The organism is Kribbella sp. NBC_00382, assembly GCF_036067295.1.
In the GTDB taxonomy this organism is placed as follows: domain Bacteria; phylum Actinomycetota; class Actinomycetes; order Propionibacteriales; family Kribbellaceae; genus Kribbella.
Window position 1 is genome coordinate 6048801 of sequence record NZ_CP107954.1, and the last position, 21839, is coordinate 6070639.

The 21839-nt window shown below is 66.6% G+C and carries 19 protein-coding genes and 1 tRNA gene; 15 read left to right on the forward strand and 5 right to left on the reverse strand.

Annotated elements, in window-relative coordinates:
* The first annotated feature begins 31 nt into the window (after positions 1-31).
* Positions 32-1582 (forward strand): metallophosphoesterase family protein, encoded by a 1551-nt coding sequence (locus tag OHA70_RS28850; protein ID WP_328322820.1) that lies wholly within the window; start codon positions 32-34, stop codon positions 1580-1582.
* A 74-nt stretch (positions 1583-1656) separates the two neighbouring features.
* A complete protein-coding gene (gene pyk, locus OHA70_RS28855; protein WP_328322821.1) occupies positions 1657-3099 on the forward strand; it encodes a pyruvate kinase in 1443 nt (480 codons plus the stop codon).
* 192 nt (positions 3100-3291) lie between these two features.
* Here pyk and OHA70_RS28860 read toward each other — a convergent pair whose 3' ends face one another.
* Positions 3292-3975: a transcriptional regulator gene (locus OHA70_RS28860; protein ID WP_328322822.1), complete on the reverse strand. Its 684-nt coding sequence runs from the start codon at positions 3973-3975 to the stop codon at positions 3292-3294.
* 170 nt (positions 3976-4145) lie between these two features.
* A tRNA-Leu gene (locus OHA70_RS28865) sits at positions 4146-4219 on the reverse strand.
* 119 nt (positions 4220-4338) lie between these two features.
* Between OHA70_RS28865 and OHA70_RS28870 the strand changes: the two genes are divergently transcribed.
* The 7 genes from OHA70_RS28870 to OHA70_RS28900 all read left to right on the forward strand — a co-directional run bounded on the left by OHA70_RS28870 (position 4339) and on the right by OHA70_RS28900 (position 11460).
* Positions 4339-5121 carry a transcriptional regulator gene (locus tag OHA70_RS28870; RefSeq protein ID WP_328322823.1) on the forward strand — a complete coding sequence of 261 codons (783 nt, stop codon included), beginning with the start codon at positions 4339-4341 and terminating at the stop codon, positions 5119-5121.
* Positions 5122-5136: 15 nt separating this feature from the next.
* Positions 5137-5727: an ANTAR domain-containing response regulator gene (locus OHA70_RS28875; RefSeq protein WP_328322824.1), complete on the forward strand. Its 591-nt coding sequence runs from the start codon at positions 5137-5139 to the stop codon at positions 5725-5727.
* 192 nt (positions 5728-5919) lie between these two features.
* Positions 5920-7161 carry a branched-chain amino acid ABC transporter substrate-binding protein gene (locus tag OHA70_RS28880; protein WP_328322825.1) on the forward strand — a complete coding sequence of 414 codons (1242 nt, stop codon included), beginning with the start codon at positions 5920-5922 and terminating at the stop codon, positions 7159-7161.
* Positions 7162-7245: 84 nt separating this feature from the next.
* Positions 7246-8178 carry a branched-chain amino acid ABC transporter permease gene (locus OHA70_RS28885; RefSeq protein ID WP_328322826.1) on the forward strand — a complete coding sequence of 311 codons (933 nt, stop codon included), beginning with the start codon at positions 7246-7248 and terminating at the stop codon, positions 8176-8178.
* Positions 8175-9869 carry a branched-chain amino acid ABC transporter permease gene (locus tag OHA70_RS28890; protein WP_328322827.1) on the forward strand — a complete coding sequence of 565 codons (1695 nt, stop codon included), beginning with the start codon at positions 8175-8177 and terminating at the stop codon, positions 9867-9869. The genes OHA70_RS28885 and OHA70_RS28890 overlap by 4 nt, the downstream gene beginning before the upstream one ends.
* Positions 9866-10747: an ABC transporter ATP-binding protein gene (locus OHA70_RS28895; protein ID WP_328322828.1), complete on the forward strand. Its 882-nt coding sequence runs from the start codon at positions 9866-9868 to the stop codon at positions 10745-10747. Before OHA70_RS28890 ends, OHA70_RS28895 begins: the two co-directional genes overlap by 4 nt.
* The gene (locus OHA70_RS28900) at positions 10744-11460 is read left to right on the forward strand and encodes an ABC transporter ATP-binding protein (protein WP_328322829.1); all 717 of its coding nucleotides are present in this window, start codon (positions 10744-10746) and stop codon (positions 11458-11460) included. The genes OHA70_RS28895 and OHA70_RS28900 overlap by 4 nt, the downstream gene beginning before the upstream one ends.
* A 101-nt stretch (positions 11461-11561) precedes the next feature.
* Here OHA70_RS28900 and OHA70_RS28905 read toward each other — a convergent pair whose 3' ends face one another.
* Positions 11562-12302, reverse strand: a complete 741-nt coding sequence (locus tag OHA70_RS28905) for a DUF554 domain-containing protein (protein ID WP_328322830.1) — start codon at positions 12300-12302, stop codon at positions 11562-11564.
* A 129-nt stretch (positions 12303-12431) separates the two neighbouring features.
* On the opposite strand from OHA70_RS28905, the gene OHA70_RS28910 reads away from it, so the two are divergent.
* A complete protein-coding gene (locus OHA70_RS28910; RefSeq protein ID WP_328322831.1) occupies positions 12432-13079 on the forward strand; it encodes a GNAT family N-acetyltransferase in 648 nt (215 codons plus the stop codon).
* Here the strand turns inward: OHA70_RS28910 and OHA70_RS28915 are convergent.
* Complete coding sequence (locus tag OHA70_RS28915; protein ID WP_328322832.1) at positions 13042-13467, reverse strand: hotdog fold thioesterase; 426 nt, start codon at positions 13465-13467, stop codon at positions 13042-13044. The two genes, OHA70_RS28910 and OHA70_RS28915, sit on opposite strands and share 38 nt — an antisense overlap.
* A 96-nt stretch (positions 13468-13563) precedes the next feature.
* Here OHA70_RS28915 and polA point away from each other — a divergent pair, with 96 nt between their 5' ends.
* From polA to OHA70_RS28930, 3 genes are read left to right on the forward strand one after another with little or no spacing between them, the layout of a single operon-like run.
* Complete coding sequence (polA, locus tag OHA70_RS28920) at positions 13564-16275, forward strand: DNA polymerase I (RefSeq protein ID WP_328335234.1); 2712 nt, start codon at positions 13564-13566, stop codon at positions 16273-16275.
* Between the two features lie 60 nt (positions 16276-16335).
* Positions 16336-16761 carry a MarR family winged helix-turn-helix transcriptional regulator gene (locus OHA70_RS28925; RefSeq protein ID WP_328322833.1) on the forward strand — a complete coding sequence of 142 codons (426 nt, stop codon included), beginning with the start codon at positions 16336-16338 and terminating at the stop codon, positions 16759-16761.
* Complete coding sequence (locus OHA70_RS28930) at positions 16761-18527, forward strand: ABC transporter ATP-binding protein (RefSeq protein WP_328322834.1); 1767 nt, start codon at positions 16761-16763, stop codon at positions 18525-18527. The genes OHA70_RS28925 and OHA70_RS28930 overlap by 1 nt, the downstream gene beginning before the upstream one ends.
* A 2-nt stretch (positions 18528-18529) precedes the next feature.
* On the opposite strand, the gene OHA70_RS28935 is transcribed toward OHA70_RS28930, so the two are convergent.
* On the reverse strand, positions 18530-19009 hold the full coding sequence (locus OHA70_RS28935; RefSeq protein WP_328322835.1) for an NUDIX hydrolase: 480 nt from the start codon (positions 19007-19009) through the stop codon (positions 18530-18532).
* 154 nt (positions 19010-19163) lie between these two features.
* Between OHA70_RS28935 and OHA70_RS28940 the strand changes: the two genes are divergently transcribed.
* Positions 19164-20921, forward strand: a complete 1758-nt coding sequence (locus OHA70_RS28940) for an extracellular solute-binding protein (RefSeq protein WP_328322836.1) — start codon at positions 19164-19166, stop codon at positions 20919-20921.
* Positions 20922-20926: 5 nt separating this feature from the next.
* Entirely contained in the window at positions 20927-21838 is a 912-nt protein-coding gene (locus OHA70_RS28945; RefSeq protein WP_328322837.1) for a carbohydrate ABC transporter permease, read from the forward strand.
* Position 21839: the final 1 nt, after the last annotated feature.

Below are 21839 nucleotides of genomic sequence, written 5' to 3' on the forward strand. Positions count from 1 at the left end.
CTGCTTGATCCAGCGCAATAGGTTGGGGACCGTGTTTCGACGGCTGGTGACCAGGGCCCGGGTCCGCAAGGCAGTGCCGTGGGCCCTGCTGGTGCTGCTCTGGTTGCTCGTGTCGGTATCGATCGGCCTGCTCGGATTCGCCAACGACTCCGAGCGGGTCACGATCGGCGCACACGCCGCCAACGTGTCACCGACCTTCGACAACCACGCCACCCTCGACCTCGGTGCCGTACTGCCCCGTCTCCGCCTGCAGACCGACCTGCCGGCGGACCTCGGCCTCAACATCGACATCCAGGAAACCGACGCCGACAACCTCACCGAACTGCTCAACCGGGATGCCCTGATCGCCTCCCAGCCCGACGGTGAGATCGCCCGGATCCGCCAGGTGGTCCGCGAGATGGCCGTCGACAACGCGGTCGCCGGCGCAGGGTCAGGCCTGTTGGTGGCAGTGATCGTCGCAACCGCCTGGGCGATGATCGGGCCCCGTCGCCGGCGTGAGCTCTGGAAAGCCCTGCACAACTCCGAACGCCGGGTCCAGCACCGCGCGGTCGTCATCCTCGTCGCGATGCTGACCACGATCGCCTCCATCTTCGGCCCTGCCCAGATGCGTACCCCCGAAGCTGCCCCGACCACCTGGCAACCACTCTCGAAGCTGCTCCCCGAACTCTCCTTCGACGACCGCCTGAAGAACGTCGAGGTCGCATCAGGCTTCTCCACTACCGGTGGGGTCGGCGTGATCCGTACCGCCGTCGAGACCTATGAACGCTCTACCGAGTTCTACGGCCAGCTCCGCGACCGAGTGAGCCGGGTCGGCGGCCGGATCCATCAGGCGGCCGAGGGGGAGACCGTCGCGCTACTGGTCTCGGACCGGCACGACAACATCGGTATGGACCCGTTCGCCGCCGAGGTCGCCAAGGTCGCGGGCGCGAAGGTACTGATCGATGCAGGCGACGACTCGTCCTCCGGGCAGGCGTGGGAGGTGTTCAGCATCAACTCGCTCGCCCAGCACTTCAAGGACCTCAAGGTGGTCGCCGTGGCCGGCAACCACGACGCCGGCGGGCACATCGAGGACGCGATGCGGAAGAACAAGTTCACCGTGCTCGACAGCAAGCCGGTCGAGGTCGAGGGGATCCGCTTCCTGGGCGACAGCGACCCCACCAGAACCGGTCTCGGCAGCGCGGACACACCTGGCGACGAGACGACGGTGGAACAGTCCAAGCGGCTGGCCGACGTGGCCTGTGACCAGCCCGAGGACGAGCGGATCTCGACCTTCGTCGTCCACGACCCGGCATCGTTCCAGGACACCGCGAATCGCGGCTGCGCGTCGCTGCTGCTGTCCGGGCATCTGCATCGCCAGGTCGGGCCCGAGACGAAGATCCTCGCCGAGAAGGCAGTCACCACGTACACCAACGGGACCACCGGCGGAGCGGCGTACGCGTTCGCCCTCGGGTACACCCTGCGGCGGCCGGGCGAGGTCACCCTGATCACCTACGTGAAGGGTCAGCCGACCGGTCTGCAGACCGTCACGGCCGAGCTGACCGGCGAGGTCACCGTCGGCACGTACAAGCCGCTGGCCAACTGATACAAGGTGTTAACCCACCAGTAACGGGGGCGGACCAGCGGCGCAGTGGTCTTGTAGGAGTAGGGTTTTGTGACGTGCGTCGCGCAAAGATCGTTTGTACGCTCGGCCCGGCTACGGCCGCCCCTGAGCGCATCCTGGAACTCGTCCAAGCAGGCATGGACGTCGCAAGGCTGAACCTGAGCCACGGCGCCCACGCCGAGCATGAGCGCATCTACCACCGGATTCGCGCTGCAGCGGAGGAGACCGGCAAAAACGTCGGCATCCTCGTCGACCTGCAGGGCCCGAAGATCCGGCTGGCGGAGTTCGCCGAAGGCAAGGTCACCTTGACCTACGGCGAGCGCTTCACCATCACCACCCGGGAGGTTCCCGGTGACGTGAACATCTGCGGTACGACGTACGACGGGCTGCCCGGTGACGTCAATCCGGGCGATCAGCTGCTCATCGACGACGGCCGCATCGCTCTGGTCGCCGAGGAGGTGACCGAGACCGACGTGATCTGCCGGGTCGTCGTCGGCGGACCGGTGTCGAACCACAAGGGCATCAACCTGCCCGGCGTCACGGTGAGCGTGCCGGCGATGTCGGAGAAGGACGCCGAGGACCTGCGCTGGGCCCTGCACCTGCCGGCCGACATGATCGCGCTGTCGTTCGTGCAGCGCGCGGCCGACATCCAGATCGTGCACAAGATCATGGACGAGGAGGGTCTGCGCCTCCCGGTGATCGCCAAGATCGAGAAGCCGCAGGCAGTCGCCAACCTGGACGAGATCATCGAGGCCTTCGACGGCTTCATGGTCGCCCGCGGCGACCTCGGCGTGGAGCTCCCGCTGGAGGAGGTCCCGCTGGTCCAGAAGCTGATCATCGACCAGGCCCGGCTGAACGCGAAGCCGGTGATCGTCGCCACCCAGATGCTGGAGTCGATGATCTCCGCCCCGCGCCCGACCCGGGCCGAGGCGTCCGACGTCGCCAACGCGGTGCTCGACGGCGCCGACGCGGTGATGCTGTCCGGTGAGACCAGCGTCGGCCGGTTCCCGATCGAGACGGTCAAGACGATGGCCCGCATCGTCGCGTCGACCGAGCAGCACGGCCTCGGCCGGGTCGCCGAGATCGACTGGGAGCCCCGTACCAAGGGCGGCGTGATCGCCAAGGCAGCAGCCGACGTCGCGGACCGGATGGAAGCGAAGTACCTGGTCGCCTTCACCCAGAGCGGCGACACAGCGCTCCGCCTGGCCCGCTACCGCACGGAGATCCCGGTCCTGGCCTTCACCCCTGTCCCGTCCGTCAGCGCCTGGCTCAGCGTCGTCTGGGGCATCGAGACCCACATCGTCCCCACCGTCCAGCACACCGACGACATGGTCCGCCAGGTAGACCAACGCCTCCTGGAACTGGGCAAGCTCCAAAAGGGCGACCTGGTGGTCATCGTCGCCGGCTCCCCACCCTCCATCCCCGGCTCCACCAACGCCCTACGAGTCCACCGAATGGGCGACGCCATCGGCGGCGCAGCCCCGGCATACCGCGACTGAGAGAACCAGCAACACCAGAGGCGGCCAGTCACCCAACTGGCCGCCTTTGCTGCATCCGCGGCGACCTTGAATACCTTCTGGTGACCTTGAACAGGTAATAACTTGTTCAAGGTCACCAGAAGGTGTTCAAAGACAGCACTCCTTGTACGCCGGCGGCGCTCCTGCGTGTATGGAGAAGCCGTCGTTGGTGGCTTAGGACTTCGGGCCCACATGCCGGTCGAGTGCGGCGACGCCTTCGCGTCTGGCAACCGAAAGGGCATTGTGCCGGGGCATTCGCCAAGGGATGGCGAGCAGGTCCAACGCCCATTGGCAGAGCGCCATGATGTCGGCGGACTCGTTGGAGAATTGGTAGCGCGGGTATTCGTAGCGCTTGAGTTCGCCGGCGACGCGTCGGGTCGCCCAGTTCGCCACACGGCAGCCGTCCGAGTGGAAGAGGCCTCTGAGGAACAGTCCGGGTTCCTCGATGACGATATCCCGCTGCCAGCCGGTCAGCTTGATGTCGCGGAGGTGCTTCGGGCCGTGACCGTGCTGAGGGAAGTGGCAGGGCCAATGCTTCCAGTACGAGACGACTGAGATGTATCCGATTGCCTGCGCCCGATGGACCGGGCGAGTTGGGTGGACGGCGCGGATTGACGCCTCGACCTCGTCGATCAGCCGAGGGTATTTGTTGTCGCAGGCAACTCGGAGGGCGTAGACCTGCTTCTTGCCGGGCGACAGACAGCCGTCGCCGAGGTACAGGCCGAGTAGGTGTGCGTACGGACCGGCAGCCGGTCGCCCGTTGGCGCAGATGGGACAGCCGGCCGGGTCAACCTCGGCTGCCTTCCGGTCCCGCCAGTCACGGAGAGTAGCGCGGCTGACCCTGAGAAGGCGACTCACAGCACTCAAGGTCTCACCAGCCGCGAGTAACTCGCGTGCTCGCCGTCGCATGCGTCCGTCGTACACAGGACGAGCGTTCCAGCCCGCACCGACATGTTCTGGAGTGGAAAGTAAGAAGCCTCGAACCCGCGAGGGTTCGAGGCTCGGCGAGGTCCTTGGACTTCGCTGCGTGCCCTGGGTGGGATTCGAACCCACACTGAACGGGTTTTGAATCCGTGCTCTCTGCCAGTTGGAGTACCAGGGCGTGCTCAGAGATCTTAGCCCATGCCCGGGCTGAGGTTCACGCAGGTACGGCCGTAGATGTCCCTCAATGTCGGTGCGGATCTAGCAGGAAATGTCGGTGGTCGTTGGAAGCCTGGTGGCATGCCTCACTTCAGGTCGCAGGAGATGGTGGACTCCGCGTTGCGGATGTCGGACAACGGGGTCAGCGATCGGGCCAACGCCGAGATTCATGGCGTTGCGGTGAAGACGATCAAGAGGTGGCGGCGGCAGTACCAAGAGCTCGGACTGCCTCGGGGGACGAGCTTTCGGCCGACGCCGTGTCCGCGGTGTGATGGTGCTGAGCTCGACGAGGCGGCCTACGCGTTGTTGTTGGGCTGGTATCTCGGGGACGGGCACATCGTGGCGGCGAGGCGTGGCGTCTACACCCTGCAGATCGCGAACGATCAGAAGTACATGGCGCTCAGCGAGGAAGTCGCGGCGACGATGCGGTTGGTGAAGCCGACGGCGAGTCCTTGCTTGCGGGGCGGCTCGACGGCGACCCGGATCGAGGTGCGGTGGAAGCATTGGCCTTGTTTGTTTCCTCAGCATGGGGTGGGGCGGAAGCATCTGCGGAAGATCGAGCTGGTGGGGTGGCAGCGGGAGATCGTTGCCAAGTACCCCGAAATGTTGCTCAGGGGTTTGTTTCATTCGGACGGGTGCCGGATCGTGAACTGGGCGACCCGGCCGCTCGCGGGTGGGGAGATCAAGCGGTACGAGTACGGCCGGTACATGTTCTCCAACGAGTCGGAGGACATCATCGGCATCCTGACCGACGCGCTTGATCTGCTCGCGATTCCGTGGCGATTGCCGCGGCGGAACATGGTCGCCGTCAGCCGGAAGGAAGGTGTTGAGGCGCTTGATCGGTTCGTCGGGGGGAAGAGGTGAGGGGGGATCGATAGGGTGGACCTTGTGAATGCTAAGCGGGTGGTGATTGCGGAGGATGAGGCGCTGATCCGGATGGATCTGGCGGAGATGCTCGAGGAGGAGGGGTACGACGTTGTCGGGCAGGCGGGGGATGGTGAGGAGGCCATCCGGCTGGCGACGGAGCATCGGCCTGATCTGGTGATCCTGGACGTCAAGATGCCGAAGCTGGACGGGCTGAGTGCGGCGGAGAAGATCGCGGGGGAGCGGATCGCTCCGGTGCTGATGCTGACCGCGTTCTCGCAGCGGGAGCTGGTCGAGCGGGCCCGGGACGCCGGGGCGATGGCGTACCTGGTGAAGCCGTTCTCCAAGGCGGATCTGCTGCCGGCTATCGAGATCGCCGCCTCCCGGTACGTCGAACTGGCCGAGCTGGAGCGTGAGGTGGCAGACCTCGCCGAGCGGCTCGAGACCCGCAAGCTGGTCGACCGGGCCAAGTCGGTGCTGCAGACCAAGTTCGGGCTGACCGAGCCGGACTCGTTCCGGTGGATCCAGAAAACCGCCATGGACAAAAGAGTTTCCATGCGTCAGGTCGCCGAGTTGGTTGTTGACGAGGCGGGTAGTGACGACTGAGTCACTCTCTGCTCACTGTAAAGCGGCGCTGGGACGGCATTAACAGTCGTCACTGACGCCCATGCTGCTTACAGCGGTAACGACCTCACAACACACGCTCCGTGACGTTCGCTTGTGATGCTGCTCGCGGTCTAACCTGCGGGTGCTCGCGGCATTCGCGGGAGTCCGGGGGTTTGCTCGGACTATCCAGACATGGGAGGAACAGTGCAGCAGCGTTCCGTAGTACGGGTCGGCGCGACGCTGATCGTTGCGTCGATGGCCCTGACTGCCTGCGGTTCACGCAGCAAGGACGACAACGCCGGGGGCGGCGATGGCGCGACCAAGACCGCCAAGATCGGCGTGATCGCACCTTTGTCAGGCGACCTGTCGGCGCTGGGTCTGGGTATCCAGCACTCGGTCGAGCTGGCTATCAAGCAGGCCAACGACACCAACGCGATCCCGGGCTGGAAGCTCGAGGTCGACGCGAAGGACGACGAGGCCAAGCCGGACCCGGGTAAGAACGCCGCCACCTCGCTGGCCGGCGACAAGGACGTCATCGGCGTCGTCGGAACGCTGAACACCAGCGTCAGCCAGCAGGTCCAGCCGGTCCTGTCGACCGCCAAGATCGTTCAGGTCTCGCCGGCCAACACCGGTCCCGGCCTGACCCAGGGCGTCGACTGGCAGAAGGACCCGAAGCGTCCGTACGCGTCGTACTTCCGTACCTGCACCACCGACGCGGTCCAGGGCCCGTTCGCGGCCCGCTACCTGTACGAGACGGCCAAGATCACCAAGGTCGCCACGGTGCACGACAAGAAGGCGTACGGCCAGGGTCTGGTCGGCACCTTCACCGAGGAGTTCAAGAAGCTGGGCGGTACGGTCGTCGAGGCCGAGACCATCAACCCGGACGACTCGAACTACCAGGCCGTCGTGACCGCGATCAAGCCGAGCGCGCCGCAGGCCATCTACTACGGTGGCGAGTACCCGGCCGCCGGGCCGCTGTCGCAGCAGATGAAGGCCGCCGGCCTGAACGTCCCGCTGATGGGCGGCGACGGCATCTACGACCCGAAGTACATCACCCTGGCGGGCAAGACCTCCACGGGTGACCTGGCCACCTCGGTCGGCGCGCCGGTCGACGCGCTGGCGTCGGCGAAGAAGTTCGTCACCGACTACGCCGCCGAGAAGTACCCGGAGCCGTACGCGGCCTACGGCGGTTACTCCTACGACGCGGCCAACGCGATCATCAACGCGCTGAAGGTCTCGCTGAAGGACGCCAAGGACGTCGAGTCCGCGCGTCAGGCCACCATCGACGCGATGAGCAAGGTCAGCTTCGACGGCGTCACCGGAAAGGTCGCCTTCGACCAGTACGGCGACACCACCTCCAAGGTCCTGACCGTCTACAAGGTGGATGCCGGCAAGTGGGCCACCGTGGAGACCAAGGACTTCGAGACCAAGTAGTCGACCCATGACCCGGGGGTGGGACGCACCACGTCGTCCCACCCCCGTGGCATGCCGCAAACTCAAGCCAGTTGGGAGGTCGACGTGGACCTGTTCTTTCAGCAGCTCGTGAACGGGCTGACCCTTGGATCGCTGTACGCCCTGATCGCGGTCGGGTACACCGTCGTCTACGGCATCGTTCAGCTCATCAACTTCGCCCACGGCGAGGTCTTCATGATCGGTGCGTTCGGCGCACTGACCACGTACCTGTTGTTCTTCGATGGTCAGACCGGCGTCTGGATCCTGCCGATCATGATCATCGGCGCCATGATCGCCTCGGTCGGCACCGCGGTGCTGATGGAGCGGATCGCGTACCGTCCCCTGCGGAACGCGCCCCGCCTCGCACCACTGATCACGGCGATCGGCATCTCGGTCTTCCTGCAGGAGTTCATCCGGCTCTTCTACGAGAAGATCCCGGACTTCCCGAGCGCCAAGCAGCGGATCCCGTTCCCGCAGCTCGACGTCGTCAGCGGCACGGCCGTCGAGGTCGGCAGCGTGACGATCCAGCGGTCGGCGATCTTCACTGTCGCCGCGCTGATCATCTGTTCGGCACTGCTCTGGTACTTCATCACGCGGACCCGTCTGGGCCGTGGCATGCAGGCCGTCTCGCAGGACCCGGACACCGCCCGGCTGATGGGTATCAACGTCGACCGGATCATCGTCGTGGCGTTCGCGCTCGGCGCTGTGCTGGCCGCCGTCGCCGGTGTGTCCCAAGGCCTGCAGAACAACAACATCGACTTCCGGATGGGCTTCCTGGCCGGTCTGAAGGCGTTCACCGCCGCGGTGCTGGGCGGTATCGGCAACATCCAGGGTGCTGTGGTCGGTGGTCTGGTGCTCGGCGTCGTCGAGGCGATGGCGACCCAGTTCGGCCTCGGCGGTAGTACCTGGAAGGACGTCTGGGCGTTCGTGATCCTGATCCTGGTGCTGGTCTTCCGGCCGCAGGGCCTGCTCGGAGCGAGGGTGGTGGATCGCGCATGAGAATTCCCAACCTGCCCGAGAGCTTCACGACCAAGCACGCCGCCAAGGGCTGGCCGCTCGGCCTGGCCGGGGTGGCGCTGCTGATCATCGGCTCCTTCCTGTCCTGGAGCTACGACGACCAGATCCTCGGCGACCTGTCGCTGAACCTGTACCCCGGCGGCCTGCAGATCCTGGCCATCATCGGTGCGGTCCTCGGCCTGTTGCTGCTGCTCACCGCCAAGGGACCGCTCGAGTCCCGGATCGGGCCCTGGCTCGACGCGGCGCTCGGACTGCGGGCCCTCGGTCTGTGGATGCTGATCTACATGGTGCTGGTACTCGTTGCCATCACCACCGATTCCGACGGCCTGATCAACGTCAACCCGGGTGGCTGGGTGTCCTTCGTGGGCGCGCTGCTGCTGTTCCTGGGGGCGCGAGTCGTTCCGTTGCGCGAGCACCGTGACCTGGCCGCGGCGCGGGCGCCGGGCTGGGCCGAGGTACTCGCGATCGCCGTCGTGATGGCGGGTGTCCTGTTCGGCGCGGCCTACGCGCTGGGCCGCGAGGACGCCTGGTCGTTCGTGCTGTTCCTGGTCTTCGCCGCCGGCATCATCGCGATGATGGTGCGGACCGGCATCCTGACCTGGTTCGGTCACGTCGCCCAGCGGCAGAAGAAGGTCCTCACGCTGTCGGCGTTCCTGGTCGCGTTCCTGTTCCCGTTCACACAGAACGGGTCGGACGCGAACATGTCGATCGCCACCCAGGTCCTGGTCTTCGCCGCGACGGCGATGGGCCTGAACATCGTGGTCGGCCTGGCCGGCCTGCTCGACCTCGGGTACATCGCGTTCCTCGGCTCCGGCGCCTACGTCGCGGCCACGATGTCGCAGTCGGCGTTCGCCACCATCGGCTGGAAGCCGCCGTTCCTGGTGGTCGTCCTGCTCGGTGCGAGCGTCGCGGCGATCCTGGGCCTGATCATCGGTTCGCCGACGCTGCGGGTCTCCGGTGACTACCTGGCGATCGTGACGCTGGGCTTCGGTGAGATCTTCCGGTTCTCGATGTTCAACCTGGACGGCAACAACGGCCCGAACCTGACCAACGGCCCGAACGGTGTCCCCGGCATCCCGGACCTGGAGATCGGCAGCTTCAACTTCGGTGCCACGCACACCATCGCCGGGATCGATCTGGGCAGGTTCTCGAACTACTACTTCCTGCTGCTGATCCTGATCGGCGGTGTCATCCTGGTCTTCTCCCGGCTGAACGACAGCCGGATCGGCCGCGGCTGGGTCGCCATCCGCGAGGACGAGAAGGCCGCCGAGGCGATGGGTGTCAACGTCTTCGGCCTGAAGCTGCTGGCGTTCTCCGTCGGCGCTTTCCTGGCCGGCCTGGCCGGCACCATCAAGGCGCACCAGGACGGTGCGGTCAGCCCGGACCAGTACGTCTTCCTCGAGTCGGCGTTCCTGCTCGCGGCGATCGTGCTGGGCGGTATGGGTACCATCGCCGGTGTGTTGCTAGGAGCAACGATTCTGAAGCTGCTGCCGGAGAAGCTGCGGTTCTTCTCGGAGTACCGGCTGCTGTTGTTCGGTCTGCTGCTGGTGCTGATGATGCGGTTCCGTCCTGAGGGGCTGGTCGCCAGTAGACGGCGGCAGCTGGAGTTCCACGAAGAGGACGAGGAACTCGCGGTGGCGATCGAGCACGAACTGGTCGAGGAGGCGAAATGACCGTCACGGAGGAAGTGAGCAGCGCCGTACCCGCCAGTCCGCAGGTAATCCTGGAGGCCTCCGGGGTGACCATGCGGTTCGGCGGTCTGCTGGCGGTCAACGACGTCAACCTGACCGTCCGCGAGGGCGAGATCGTCGGTCTGATCGGCCCGAACGGGGCCGGCAAGACGACCTTCTTCAACTGCCTGACCGGTCTGTACAAGCCGACCGGCGGCCAGGTCCGGTTCGCGGGTAAGCCGTTGCAGCCCAAGCCGACGGCGGTCGTCAAGGCCGGGATGGCCCGGACGTTCCAGAACATCCGGCTGTTCGCGAACATGACCGCGCTGGAGAACGTGATGGTCGGGCGCTACTGCCGGACCAGCGCGGGCGCGCTCACCGCGGTCCTGCGCGGGCCGAAGTTCCGGCGCGAGGAGCGGGCCACCCGGGCCCGCGCGCAGGAGCTGCTCGACTTCGTCGGGCTCGGCAAGTCGGCCGAGCACCTGGCCCGCAACATGCCGTACGGCGACCAGCGGCGGCTCGAGATCGCCCGCGCGCTGGCCACCGACCCGAAGCTCATCCTGCTGGACGAGCCGACGGCCGGTATGAACCCGCAGGAGACCCGGCAGGCCAGTGACCTGATCTTCAAGATCCGGGACTCGGGCCTGTCCGTCGTGGTGATCGAGCACGACATGCGCTTCATCTTCAACCTGTGCGACCGGGTGCTGTGTCTGGTCCGCGGCGAGGCGCTGGTCGAGGGCACCCCGGGTGAGGTCCAGTCCGACCCGCGGGTGATCGAGGCGTACATCGGCACCGGCGAGGACGACGACGAGGACGAGGTGGACACCACCGCGGCCCACGTCCAGGACAGCACTGTGGCCGACGAGGAGGGCAAAGCATGACCGCGATGCTCGAGGTCAAGGACCTGGAAGTCTCCTACGGCAAGATCGTCGCCGTGAAGGGGATCAGCTTCTCGGTCGAGCAGGGCCAGGTCGTCTCGCTGATCGGCACCAACGGCGCCGGCAAGACGACGACGCTGCGGACCATCTCCGGCCTGCTGAGGCCCAGTGGTGGCGAGATCACCTTCATGGGTCAGCGGATCGACAAGGTGCCGGCCCACGACATCGTCACGATGGGGCTGGCGCACTCACCCGAGGGCCGGCGGATCTTCCCCCGGCTGTCGGTGGAGGAGAACCTGCTGCTCGGCGCGTTCGCGCGCAACGACCACGGCGCGATCCGCAAGGACCTGGACGCGGCGTACGAGCTGTTCCCGATCCTGGGGGAGCGGCGCAAGCAGCCGGCCGGTACGTTCTCGGGCGGTGAGCAGCAGATGCTCGCGATGGGCCGCGCGATGATGAGCAAGCCCAAGCTGCTGATGCTGGACGAGCCGTCGATGGGGCTGTCGCCGATCATGATGAAGCGGATCATGTCGACGGTCACCGAGCTGCAGAAGCAGGGCACCACGATCCTGCTGGTCGAGCAGAACGCCCAGGCGGCGCTCAAGCGGGCCGACTTCGGCTACGTGCTCGAGGTCGGCCAGATTGTACTGTCCGGCTCGGGCCGCGAGCTGCTCGTCAACGACGACGTGCGCAAGGCGTACCTCGGCGAGGACTAGCACCCGGCAGTACTGGTTGCCTTGAACACCCAATGGGGACCTTGAACAAGTTAATAACTTGTTCAAGGTCCCCGTTGGGTGTCCGAGGCAACAACTGCTGGTCAGTTGCGGATGACAACGAGCAGCTGGACCAGCAGCGGCGCGACGATCAGCGCCGGCAGCAGGTCCGCGACGGCGATCTGCTTGATCTTGAGCAGCCGCAGGGCCACGCCGACCAGCAGCAGCCCGCCAGTGGCGCCCAGCGCGGTCACGTGGGCCTCGGGAAGGACGTCGCCCAGTACTGCGCCTACGGCCGTCATCAGCCCCTGGATGACCAGTACGACGACCGCGGAGGCCGCGACGCCCCAACCCAGCGACGCGGCGAACGCGATCGAGGCGAAGCCGTCGAGTACCGACTTGAGGTACAGCTGATCGGCGCCGCGCCCCAACCCGTCGGACAGCGCGCCGAGGAAGGTCAACGGGCCGACGCAGAACACCATCGACGCCGAGACGAAGCCCTCGACGAAAGTGCTTTCGCTGTCACCACGGCTGAACCGGTGCTGCATCCAGGCGCCGAACCCCTCGAGCCGCTGCTCGATCCGCAGCAGCGACCCGGTGATGCCGCCGATCAGCATCGCGCCGAGCACGATCAGTACCGGCGCACTGTCCCCGACGGCCTTGCTCAAGGCTTCATCGCCGACTGTGAGTGCCGAGCTGATCGCGATCAGCAGCGTGACCAGGCCGAGTGCGTCGGTGACCAAATCGCGGGTCCGGTGCTGCAGCCGGTGACCGATCAGGACGCCAAGGACCGAGCCGATGAGCACCGTCGCGACGTTCACGACAGTACCGATTCCGATGAACAAACCTGGTCTCCCGTTTCGCTTCGCGCCAGCTTTGCAACGGACCTTCGAAGCCCTACTGTTGCGCGGGGGATGAGCGTATCCGCTCATATCTGTTCACCTCGGGGGTGGATCAGAATCTAGGAGGGCCACGTGGCACCAGCCATCGAGGTGCGCGACGCCCGTCCGGACGACGCCGGTGCTCTGGTGACACTGTGGAGCGAGATGGCGCTCGGAGCCGGACACCAGGCCCGCTTGCTGGCCGCGCCGTCCGTGGAGTCCGCGCAGGCCTCCGTGGCCAAGCACGCGGACGACCCGTCGGGCCGGCTGGTGGTCGGTGAGATCGACGGCGAGCTCGGCGGGATGGCGTACCTGCGTCAGACACCGATCAGCCCGCTGCACGACGAGGTCACCGTGACGGTGGAGTACTTACACGTCAGCGATCATGCCCGCCGGCACGGCCTGGGCAAGGCGCTGATCGCCGAGGCGGCCGCGTGGGCCGAGCACGAGAACTGCCCGCATCTGGCTGTCGTCGCTCCGCCGGTCGCGCGCGAGGCGAACAGGTTCCTGGCCCGGTTGGGGCTGGGGCAGGCCGGCGTACTGCGGTTCGCGAGCACGCATACCGTGCGGCGCCGCCTCGCGGCCGAGCATGCGCCCAACCTGCTGGCCCTGTTGTCGTCGCGGCGTTCCGTGATGGCCCGCCGTGCGCAACTCGCCCGCTCACCGCTGGCCGAGGACCACGGCGACGAACAGTACGACGAGTTCAGGCTCCCGGCGGCGCCTGAATCAGCTGGCACGTGATCCGCGCGGTGCAGACCCGCTTGTCCCGCTCGTCGGTGATGACGACCTCGTACGACGTAGTGGTACGGCCCAGATAGATCGGCGTGGCCACGCCCGTGACGACGCCTTCGCGGACCGCCCGGTGATGGGTCGCGTTGATGTCGACACCGACAGCGACCTTGCCGTACGTCGCGGCGTGCAGCGCGGAGCCGATCGACCCCAGGCTCTCGGCCAGCACGCAGGACGCGCCGCCGTGCAGCAGTCCGTACGGCTGGACGTTGCCCTTGACCGGCATCGTCGCGACCACCCGCTCGGGTGCAGCCTCGGTGATGACGATGCCCATCAGGTCGAGCAGCGTTCCTTCGGTGGACATCCCCGGCAGGTCAATGCCCGTCTTCTCATCACTCATGACAGAAGGCTACGTGAGCCCCAGCGTGCGCGTGCGAGAACTGTCGGCGGGGTCCACTAGAGTCGGTACGTGGCTCCTGAAACAGACTCCTCGACGATGACCAAGGACCCGGGCACGGCGGTGGACGGCTCCACCGCGCGACCGCGGATCCTGCTGCTGGACGGGCACTCGCTCGCGTACCGGGCGTTCTACGCGCTGCCGGTGGAGAACTTCTCCACCACCACAGGTCAGCACACCAACGCGGTGTACGGGTTCACCTCGATGCTGATCAACATGCTGCGCGACGAGCAGCCGACGCACATCTGCGTCGCGTTCGACGTGTCCCGCAAGACCTTCCGGGCCGAGCAGTACACGGAGTACAAGGCCGGCCGGTCGAAGTCCCCGGACGAGTTCAAGGGGCAGGTCTCGCTGGTCAAGGAGGTGCTGGAGGCGCTCCGGATCCCGACCACCGAGATCGACGGCTGGGAGGCCGACGACATCATCGCCACGCTCGCGACGCAGGCCGACGAGCAGGGCTTCGAGGTGCTGATCAGCTCCGGCGACCGGGACTCGTTCCAGCTGATCAACGAGAACGTCACGGTGCTGTACCCGAAGCGCGGCGTCTCCGAGATCGCCCGGATGGACCCGGCCGCGGTCGAGGCGAAGTACGGGATCCCACCGCGGCTGTACCCGGACCTGGCCGCCCTGGTGGGGGAGAAGAGCGACAACCTGCCGGGCGTGCCCGGGGTCGGCGACAAGACCGCGGCGAAGTGGCTGAACCAGTTCGGCTCGCTGAACGACGTGATCGACCGGGTGAACGAGATCAAGGGCAAGGCCGGCGAGTCGCTGCGCGAGCACCTCTCCGACGTGATCCGGAACCGGCAGATCAACGAGCTGGTCCGCGACCTGACGCTGGACGTGACAGTCGACGATCTGGTCCGGCACCCATGGGACCGGGACAAGGTGCACACGCTGTTCGACAGCCTGGAGTTCCGGGTGCTGCGTGAGCGGCTGGTGGCCGAGCACGAAGAGGTCGAGGAGACGATCGAGGAGGGCTTCGACCTCGAGGGCACGCAGCTCAAGCCCGGTGAGGTCGGCGCCTGGATCAAGGAGCACGTCTCGACCGGCGCGCGGACGGGTGTCGCAGTACAGGGCAGTTGGGGACGCGGTACGGGCGAGATCACCGGCCTGGCGCTGGCGACGTCGACGGGTGCGGCGGCCTGGTTCGACCCGGCTGTGCTGACCCCGGACGACGACTCGGCCTGGCAGGCATGGCTGGCCGACCCGAAGCAGCCGAAGGCGTTGCACGACGCGAAGGGCCCGCTGCTCGGGTTCCTGGAGCGCGGCTGGTCGCTTGGCGGGCTCACGTCCGACACCCAGCTGAGCGCTTATCTGGTCCGGCCGGACCAACGGTCGTACGACCTGGCCGACCTGACTGTGCGCTACCTCAAGCGTGAGCTGCGCACCGAGGAGGCCGAGAACGGGCAGCTCAGTTTCGACGACGTCGAGGGCGGCCCGGCCGCCGACGCGACGATGCTGCGTGCCCGCGCGATCGCCGACCTGGCCGACACGCTCGACGCCGAGCTGGAGAAGCAGGCCGGTACGCAGCTGCTCGCCGATGTCGAGTTGCCGCTGATCGACGTGATCGCGGCGATGGAGCGGGACGGTATCTCGGTCGACCGGCCGTACCTGGAGGAGCTCGAGGCGCGGTTCGCCACGGGCGTGCGGGAGGCGGCGACCGCGGCGTACGAGGTGATCGGCAAGGAGATCAACCTCGGGTCGCCGAAGCAGCTGCAGGTGGTGCTGTTCGACGAGCTGCAGATGCCGAAGACCAAGCGGACCAAGACGGGGTACACGACCGACGCGGACTCGCTGCAGTCGCTGTTCGAGAAGACCGAGCACCCGTTCCTCGCGTACCTGCTGGCGCACCGGGACGCGACCCGGTTGCGGCAGACGGTCGAGGGGCTGCTGAAGACGATCAGCCCGACCGACGCGCGGATCCACACCACGTTCAACCAGACGATCGCGGCGACCGGGCGGCTCAGCTCGACCGACCCGAACCTGCAGAACATCCCGATCCGGACCGAGGAGGGTCGCCGGATCCGCGAGGCGTTCGTCGTCGGCGAGGGCTTCGAGGCCTTGATGTCGGCCGACTACAGCCAGATCGAGATGCGGATCATGGCGCACGTGTCGGAGGACCAGGGCCTGATCGACGCGTTCAACTCCGGGATGGACTTCCACTCGGTGACCGCGTCCCGGGTGTTCTCGGTCGAGCCGTCGGCGGTGACGCAGGAGCAGCGGGCCAAGATCAAGGCGATGAACTACGGCCTCGCGTACGGCCTGTCGGCGTACGGTTTGAGCCAGCAGCTGAAGATCGGCGTCGACGAGGCCAAGGGCCTGATGGACGAGTACTTCGAAGGCTTCGGCGGGGTCCGCGACTACCTGCGCAGCATCGTGCTCGAGGCCGGCAAGAGCGGCTACACCGAGACCATCCTCGGCCGCCGCCGCTACCTGCCCGACCTGACCAGCGACAACCGCCAACGCCGCGAGATGGCCGAGCGGATGGCCCTCAACGCCCCGATCCAGGGTTCGGCCGCCGACGTCATCAAAATGGCGATGCTCAAGGTAGACGCCTCCCTGAAGTCCTCCGGCCTGAAGTCCCGCATGCTCCTCCAGGTCCACGACGAACTGGTCTTCGAAATCGCCCCGGGCGAACGCGAAACCCTGGAGGAGCTGGTCCGCCGCGACATGGGCGCCGCCGTCGAGATGGCCGTCCCGCTGGATGTCTCGGTGGGTGTCGGCCGCACCTGGCACGAGGCGGCCCACTAGTAAGCAGTTGCGTAGGAAAATCGGGCGGTCTCTTCTTGGGTGTGCTGTTAACGTAAGTACGTGCGTACCAATGAAGAGGCCGCTCGACAGATCCTTCACGGCGCCGCATTGCTGGCGACCCGGGCCAGGGCCGAGCGCGCAGGCAAGATCACGCTCAGCCAGACTGGCGTGCTGCGCCACCTGGCGCACAGCGGAGCGCTGACTCCCGGCGAGCTGGCCGAGCGCCTCCGGACCCAGCCGCAGTCGCTGTCCCGGGCGTTCGCCGCGCTCGAGGACCAGGACTGGATCCGCCGCCGTCCCGACCCGGCCGACGGCCGTCAGTCGTTGCTGGAGATCACGCCGGCCGGCACCGAAGTACTGGCTGCGGAGATGCGGCCGCGGGAGCTCTGGCTGGCCGGTGCACTGGAGTCGTTGACCGAGGCGGAGCGGGACTTCCTCGTCGTGGCGGCCGGACTGCTGGAGCGGCTCGCGACGGAAGAGTACTGATGGTCGCCACCCTGAGCGCGGACGTCAGCGTCGACAAGGCCCCGGTCCGCCGCATCGCGGGTCTGTTCCGGCCCTACCTGGCCTCGATCTCCGTTCTCCTGCTCGTCTCGGTCGTCCAGGGAGTGGCGGGAGTGACCTCGCCGTTCATGGTCCGCGAGATCGTCGACAAGGCCCTCCCGCAGCGCAGCGCTTCCCTGGTCTCGTTGTACGCCGGAGGCATGGTCGCAGCCTCGGTCCTGACCGCCGTCCTCGGGGTGGCGTCGACCCGGCTGTCGAACGTGATCGGCCAGGGCGTGATCCACGATCTGCGGACCAGCGTGTACGACCACCTGCAACGGATGTCGCTCGGCTTCTTCACCCGGACCCGGGCCGGCGAGGTGCAGTCCCGGCTCGCCAACGACATCGGCGGCGTCGACAACGTGGTGACGAACACGGCCAGCTCGGTCGTCCAGAACGGGATGGCCGCGCTCACCGTCGCGATCGCCGCGTTGGTGATGAACTGGCGCCTGGCTGCTATATGCCTGGTCGTAGTACCGGTGTTCCTGGTGTTCTCGTTCCGGCTCGGACGGCAGCGGCGCATGATCGCTCGAGGCCGGCAGCGGCAGCTTGCCGGAATCACGGCTCTGGTCGAGGAGTCGCTGTCGGTGGCCGGGGTCTTGCTCGCGAAGACGCTGGGTCGCCAGCGGGCGCTGTCCGACCGGTTCGCGGACGAGTCGCGGGCGCTGACCAAGACGGAGCTGGAAGCGGCGATGAGTGGGCAGTGGGTGATCTCGAGCCGCCGGGCCAGCCTGACGATGATTCCCGCACTCGTCTACCTGGTCGCCGGACTCACCTTGGCGCACGGCGCAGCGGTCTTCTCGATCGGTACGGTGGTCGCCTTCACCTCGATGCTCAATCGGCTGGTCGCGCCGGCCACGGCCTTGCAGGGCATCGGCACCACCGCGTCCACCTCGATGGCGCTGTTCGGCCGGATCTTCGAGGTGCTCGACCTGCCGATCGACATTCAGGAGAAGCCGAATGCCCGCGCGCTACCCCGGCCGCGGGGCGAAGTACGGGTCTCCGAGGCATCGTTCCGGTACGCCGAAGACGCGGCCTGGACGTTGTCCGACATCGACTTCGTCGTCGCGCCGGGCACGACGACCGCGCTGGTCGGCGAGACCGGCTCGGGCAAGACCACGCTCGCGTATCTGATCGCCCGGCTCTACGATCCCGGGCGCGGACAGGTGACGATCGACGGGGTCGACCTGCGGGACCTGAAGCTGTCGTCGATCTCCGACGCGGTCGGGCTGGTCTCGCAGGAGACCTATCTGTTCCACGAGTCGGTCCGTGAGAACCTCCGGTTCGCCGCGCCCGGCGCAACTGACGCCGACGTTGTCGCAGCCGCCCGGGCCGCCCGTATCCATGACCTGATCATCGGGCTGCCCGACGGCTACGACACCGTCGTCGGCGCTCGTGGCTACCGGTTCTCGGGTGGTGAGCGGCAGCGCCTGGCGATCGCGCGGATGCTGCTGCGCAACCCGCCGATCCTGATCCTGGACGAGGCCACCAGCGCGCTCGACAACGAGACCGAGCGGGCGGTCCAGGCGGCGATCGACGAACTGGCACGGAACCGGACCACGATCGCGATCGCCCACCGGTTGTCCACGGTTCGCGACGCCGAGCAGATCCTCGTCCTGGACCACGGCCGGATCGTCGAGCGCGGGACCCATCAAGAGTTGCTGGCTCGCTCAGGCCGGTATGCCCAGCTGCACGGCACCCTCAGCTGAACCTAGGCGGGCCGGCCGGTGTAGCGGGGGAGTGGGTCTGAGGTGCGGGCGTTGGCGATGTAGGTCAGCTCGCGGTCCTGCAGAGGCGGCAGATCGTCGAGCGCGAACCACGTGACCTCTAACGACTCGTCGTCGTTGACGCGCGCCTCGCCTCGGAGGGGGCGGCAGCTGAAGCAGAGGTCGAGGAACTGGATCTGGTCGCCGTTCGGGTAGGCGCCCGGTGGCAGGGTGTCGATGCTGACCAGGCGGATGATCTCGGCCTCGACGGCCGTCTCTTCCTGGATCTCGCGCAGCAACGCGGGCGCCGGCTGCTCGCCGGGCTCGAGGATTCCGGCGGGGAGCGACCAGCGGCCGGTGTCGGCCCGGCGTACCAGCAGGATGTGCTCGGCGTCGTCCAGGACGACGCCGGTGATCCCGGTCAGCCAGAGGAGATCGTGACCGATCTTCTCGCGCAGGGCGAGGATGAACTTCGGGGTCGTCATGGCTCATACCCTAGGCGCATCATCCGATACTTTCTGTAGAAAAGTAATGACCGCAGGTGATCAGCCCTTCCCTGGTTAAACGTTATGTGTCAGTCTCCCGAATCACGGATCCGAGATCCTATTGGATATCTCATCGTCTGCATCGGGAGGCAGGATGCAAGAAGACCTGAGACCAGCCGGGGTGAAGCGACGCTCGTTCGTCGCTGGAGCACTCGGAATCGCGGCGGCCGGCGGGAGTGGACTGCTCAGTGGCTGCGGATCGGGTGAGCAATCGGCCGGTGCCAGTCCCGAGAGTCTGAGCGCGCCGCCCACGCCGCTGGGCGCGAAGAAGACCGGCATCAACTATCCGCCCGGGTACGTCGGCCCGGTGGCCCGCGAACAGCGCCCGATCGTCACCGAGCCGGCCACCTTCACCGTGGTCGTGCCGCAGAACCTGACCGTCGGCGACTGGTCGAAGAACGCCTTCACGCACTGGATGGAACAGAAGACCGGGATCAGGATCCAGTTCCGCCAGGTGGCCGGCAAGGGCGACGACCCGGAGACGATGACGAAGGTCAACGCGATGATGGCCGCGGGCGACATCCCCGATGCCTTCCTGGGCATCACGTTCACCCGCTCCCAGCTCTACCTGTACGGCGCGCAGAACCTCTTCGTCGACCTGGATCCGTACCTGGACAAGTACGCCCCGAACCTCCAGCACGCGATGAAGGACTACCCCGAGGCGCGCAAGCTGATGGTTGCCCCGGACAAGGGCATCTACAGCTTCCCCGACATCAACGACTGCTACCACTGCCGTGCGTCCAACGGCCGGACCTTCCTCAACGCCGACTGGATCCGCAAGGTCGGCCTGGCGATCCCGAAGACGACCGACGAGTTCCGCGAGGTGCTGACCGCGTTCAAGAAGGCCGACCTCGGCGGTCGTGGCAAGACGGTCCCGTTCGCCGGCTTCAAGGAGGCTCCGCTGGACACCTATTTCATGAACGCCTTCCTCTACAACCCCGGCGATCCTTGGCTGGTCGTCAACGACGGCAAGGTCGAGGCCAACTACGTCAAGGACGAATGGCGCGACGGGCTCAAGTACCTGCGCAGCCTGTACGCCGACGGCCTGCTGAACAAGGACATCTTCACCGCCGACCAGGACCAGATGAACCGCTACGGCAACAACCCCGGCGCCCCGGTGATCGGCGGTGCGCGCGCCTACTACTGGGGTTCGTTCCTCACCATCGACCAGACCGACCCGAACGCGCGCTGGCACCAGTACGAAACCGTCCCGCCGCTGGAGGGACCGAACGGCACCCGGTACGCCGCCTGGGACTACCTCAAGGTCGGCCTCGAGGTCTCCACTCTCGTCATCACCCGCAAGTGCCGTCGCCCCGACCTCCTGGTCCGCTGGGCCGACTTCCAGATGGATCTCGAGGCCGTACTGCGCTCTTACGCCGGCCCCGACTTCCGCTGGTCGGTCAAAGGCGACAAGGGCATCAACGGCAAGCAGTCCATCTACGGCTTCGACGCCACCTGGGATTCCGACGCGACCAAGGGCAAGACCTGGGACCAGTACGGCGTGATGTACCGCTCGGGCGACTTCCGCCTGGCCGAGCGGGTGAATCCGCAGAAGGCGACGTTCGAGTCGCCGCTGTACACGCAGACCCGGGATGAGCTCTTTCCCTACAAGCAGCCGATGGAGATGCAGTTCCCGCCGGTCACCCTGGAGGCCGACCAGGCCGCGCAGGACGCCGAGATCGGCCTGAACCTGAAGGGTGAGGTGACCACCTCGCTGGCCAAGTTCGTCACCGGCAAGCTCGATCCGAACGATGACGGGCAGTGGCGCGATTACACCGACCGCATCAACAAGATCGGGCTGCGGCCTTATCTGGAGATCCAGCAGGCCGCCTACGAGACCTACCAGGGGTGACTGCGATGGCAACGGCAACGGACGCGCCCGCCCCCGTGCGCGAGACCCGGTCCGACCGGATCGTGATGATCTGCAACTACACCGCGCTCGGCCTGTTCACCCTGGCCGTGCTCTATCCGCTGGTCTACGTGGTCAGCGCCTCGCTGAGCGATCCGAAGAACGTTGTCTCCGGCAAGGTCTGGCTCTGGCCGGTCGGCTTCAGCGTCGAGTCCTTCAAGGCGGTCTTCGACTACGACTCGATCGTCAGCGGCTTCGGTAACTCCGTCGTCTACGCCGTCGGCGGCGCGCTGATCGCGACCGTGCTGACCCTGTTCGCGGCGTACCCGCTGTCCCGCAAAGGCCTGCCGGGCAAGGGATTCATCATGGCCCTGTTCGTCTTCACGATGATGTTCACCGGCGGCCTGATCCCGACCTACCTGGTGGTGGACCGGCTCGGCCTGCTGAACACCCGCTGGGCGATCATCCTGCCGGCCGCGCTCGCGGTCTGGAACATGATCATCACCCGGACCTACTTCCAGTCGACCATCCCCGAGGAACTGGTCGAGGCCGCGAAGGTCGACGGCTGCACCGACTTCGGTTTCTTCTGGCGGATCGTGCTGCCGCTGAGCAAACCGATCATCGCGGTGAACCTGCTCTTCTACGCCGTCGCGCAGTGGAACTCCTGGTTCAACGCGCTGATCTTCCTGACCAACGAGCACCTGTTCCCGCTCCAGCTGGTGCTGCGCCAGATCCTGATCCAGAACAACTTCGACCCGTCCCAGGTCCGCGACACCGCCGAGCTGATCCGGATGAAGGAGCTCCAGGAGCAGCTCAAGTTCTCGCTGATCGTGATCGCCACCATTCCGCCACTGCTGATCTACCCCTTCGTGCAGAAGCACTTCGTCAAGGGGGCCATGGTCGGCTCGTTGAAGGGCTGAC

Bases quoted from the DNA above. Each gene is read 5' to 3' on its own strand.
- OHA70_RS28900 (WP_328322829.1), top strand. From the start codon at position 10,744: ATGACCGCGATGCTCGAGGTCAAGGACCTGGAAGTCTCCTACGGCAAG.
- OHA70_RS28880 (WP_328322825.1), top strand. From the start codon at position 5,920: ATGGGAGGAACAGTGCAGCAGCGTTCCGTAGTACGGGTCGGCGCGACG.
- OHA70_RS28940 (WP_328322836.1), top strand. From the start codon at position 19,164: ATGCAAGAAGACCTGAGACCAGCCGGGGTGAAGCGACGCTCGTTCGTC.
- OHA70_RS28915 (WP_328322832.1), bottom strand. From the start codon at position 13,467: ATGAGTGATGAGAAGACGGGCATTGACCTGCCGGGGATGTCCACCGAA.
- OHA70_RS28935 (WP_328322835.1), bottom strand. From the start codon at position 19,009: ATGACGACCCCGAAGTTCATCCTCGCCCTGCGCGAGAAGATCGGTCAC.
- OHA70_RS28945 (WP_328322837.1), top strand. From the start codon at position 20,927: ATGGCAACGGCAACGGACGCGCCCGCCCCCGTGCGCGAGACCCGGTCC.
- OHA70_RS28930 (WP_328322834.1), top strand. From the start codon at position 16,761: ATGGTCGCCACCCTGAGCGCGGACGTCAGCGTCGACAAGGCCCCGGTC.
- OHA70_RS28895 (WP_328322828.1), top strand. From the start codon at position 9,866: ATGACCGTCACGGAGGAAGTGAGCAGCGCCGTACCCGCCAGTCCGCAG.
- OHA70_RS28890 (WP_328322827.1), top strand. From the start codon at position 8,175: ATGAGAATTCCCAACCTGCCCGAGAGCTTCACGACCAAGCACGCCGCC.
- polA (WP_328335234.1), top strand. From the start codon at position 13,564: ATGACCAAGGACCCGGGCACGGCGGTGGACGGCTCCACCGCGCGACCG.
- OHA70_RS28870 (WP_328322823.1), top strand. From the start codon at position 4,339: ATGCCTCACTTCAGGTCGCAGGAGATGGTGGACTCCGCGTTGCGGATG.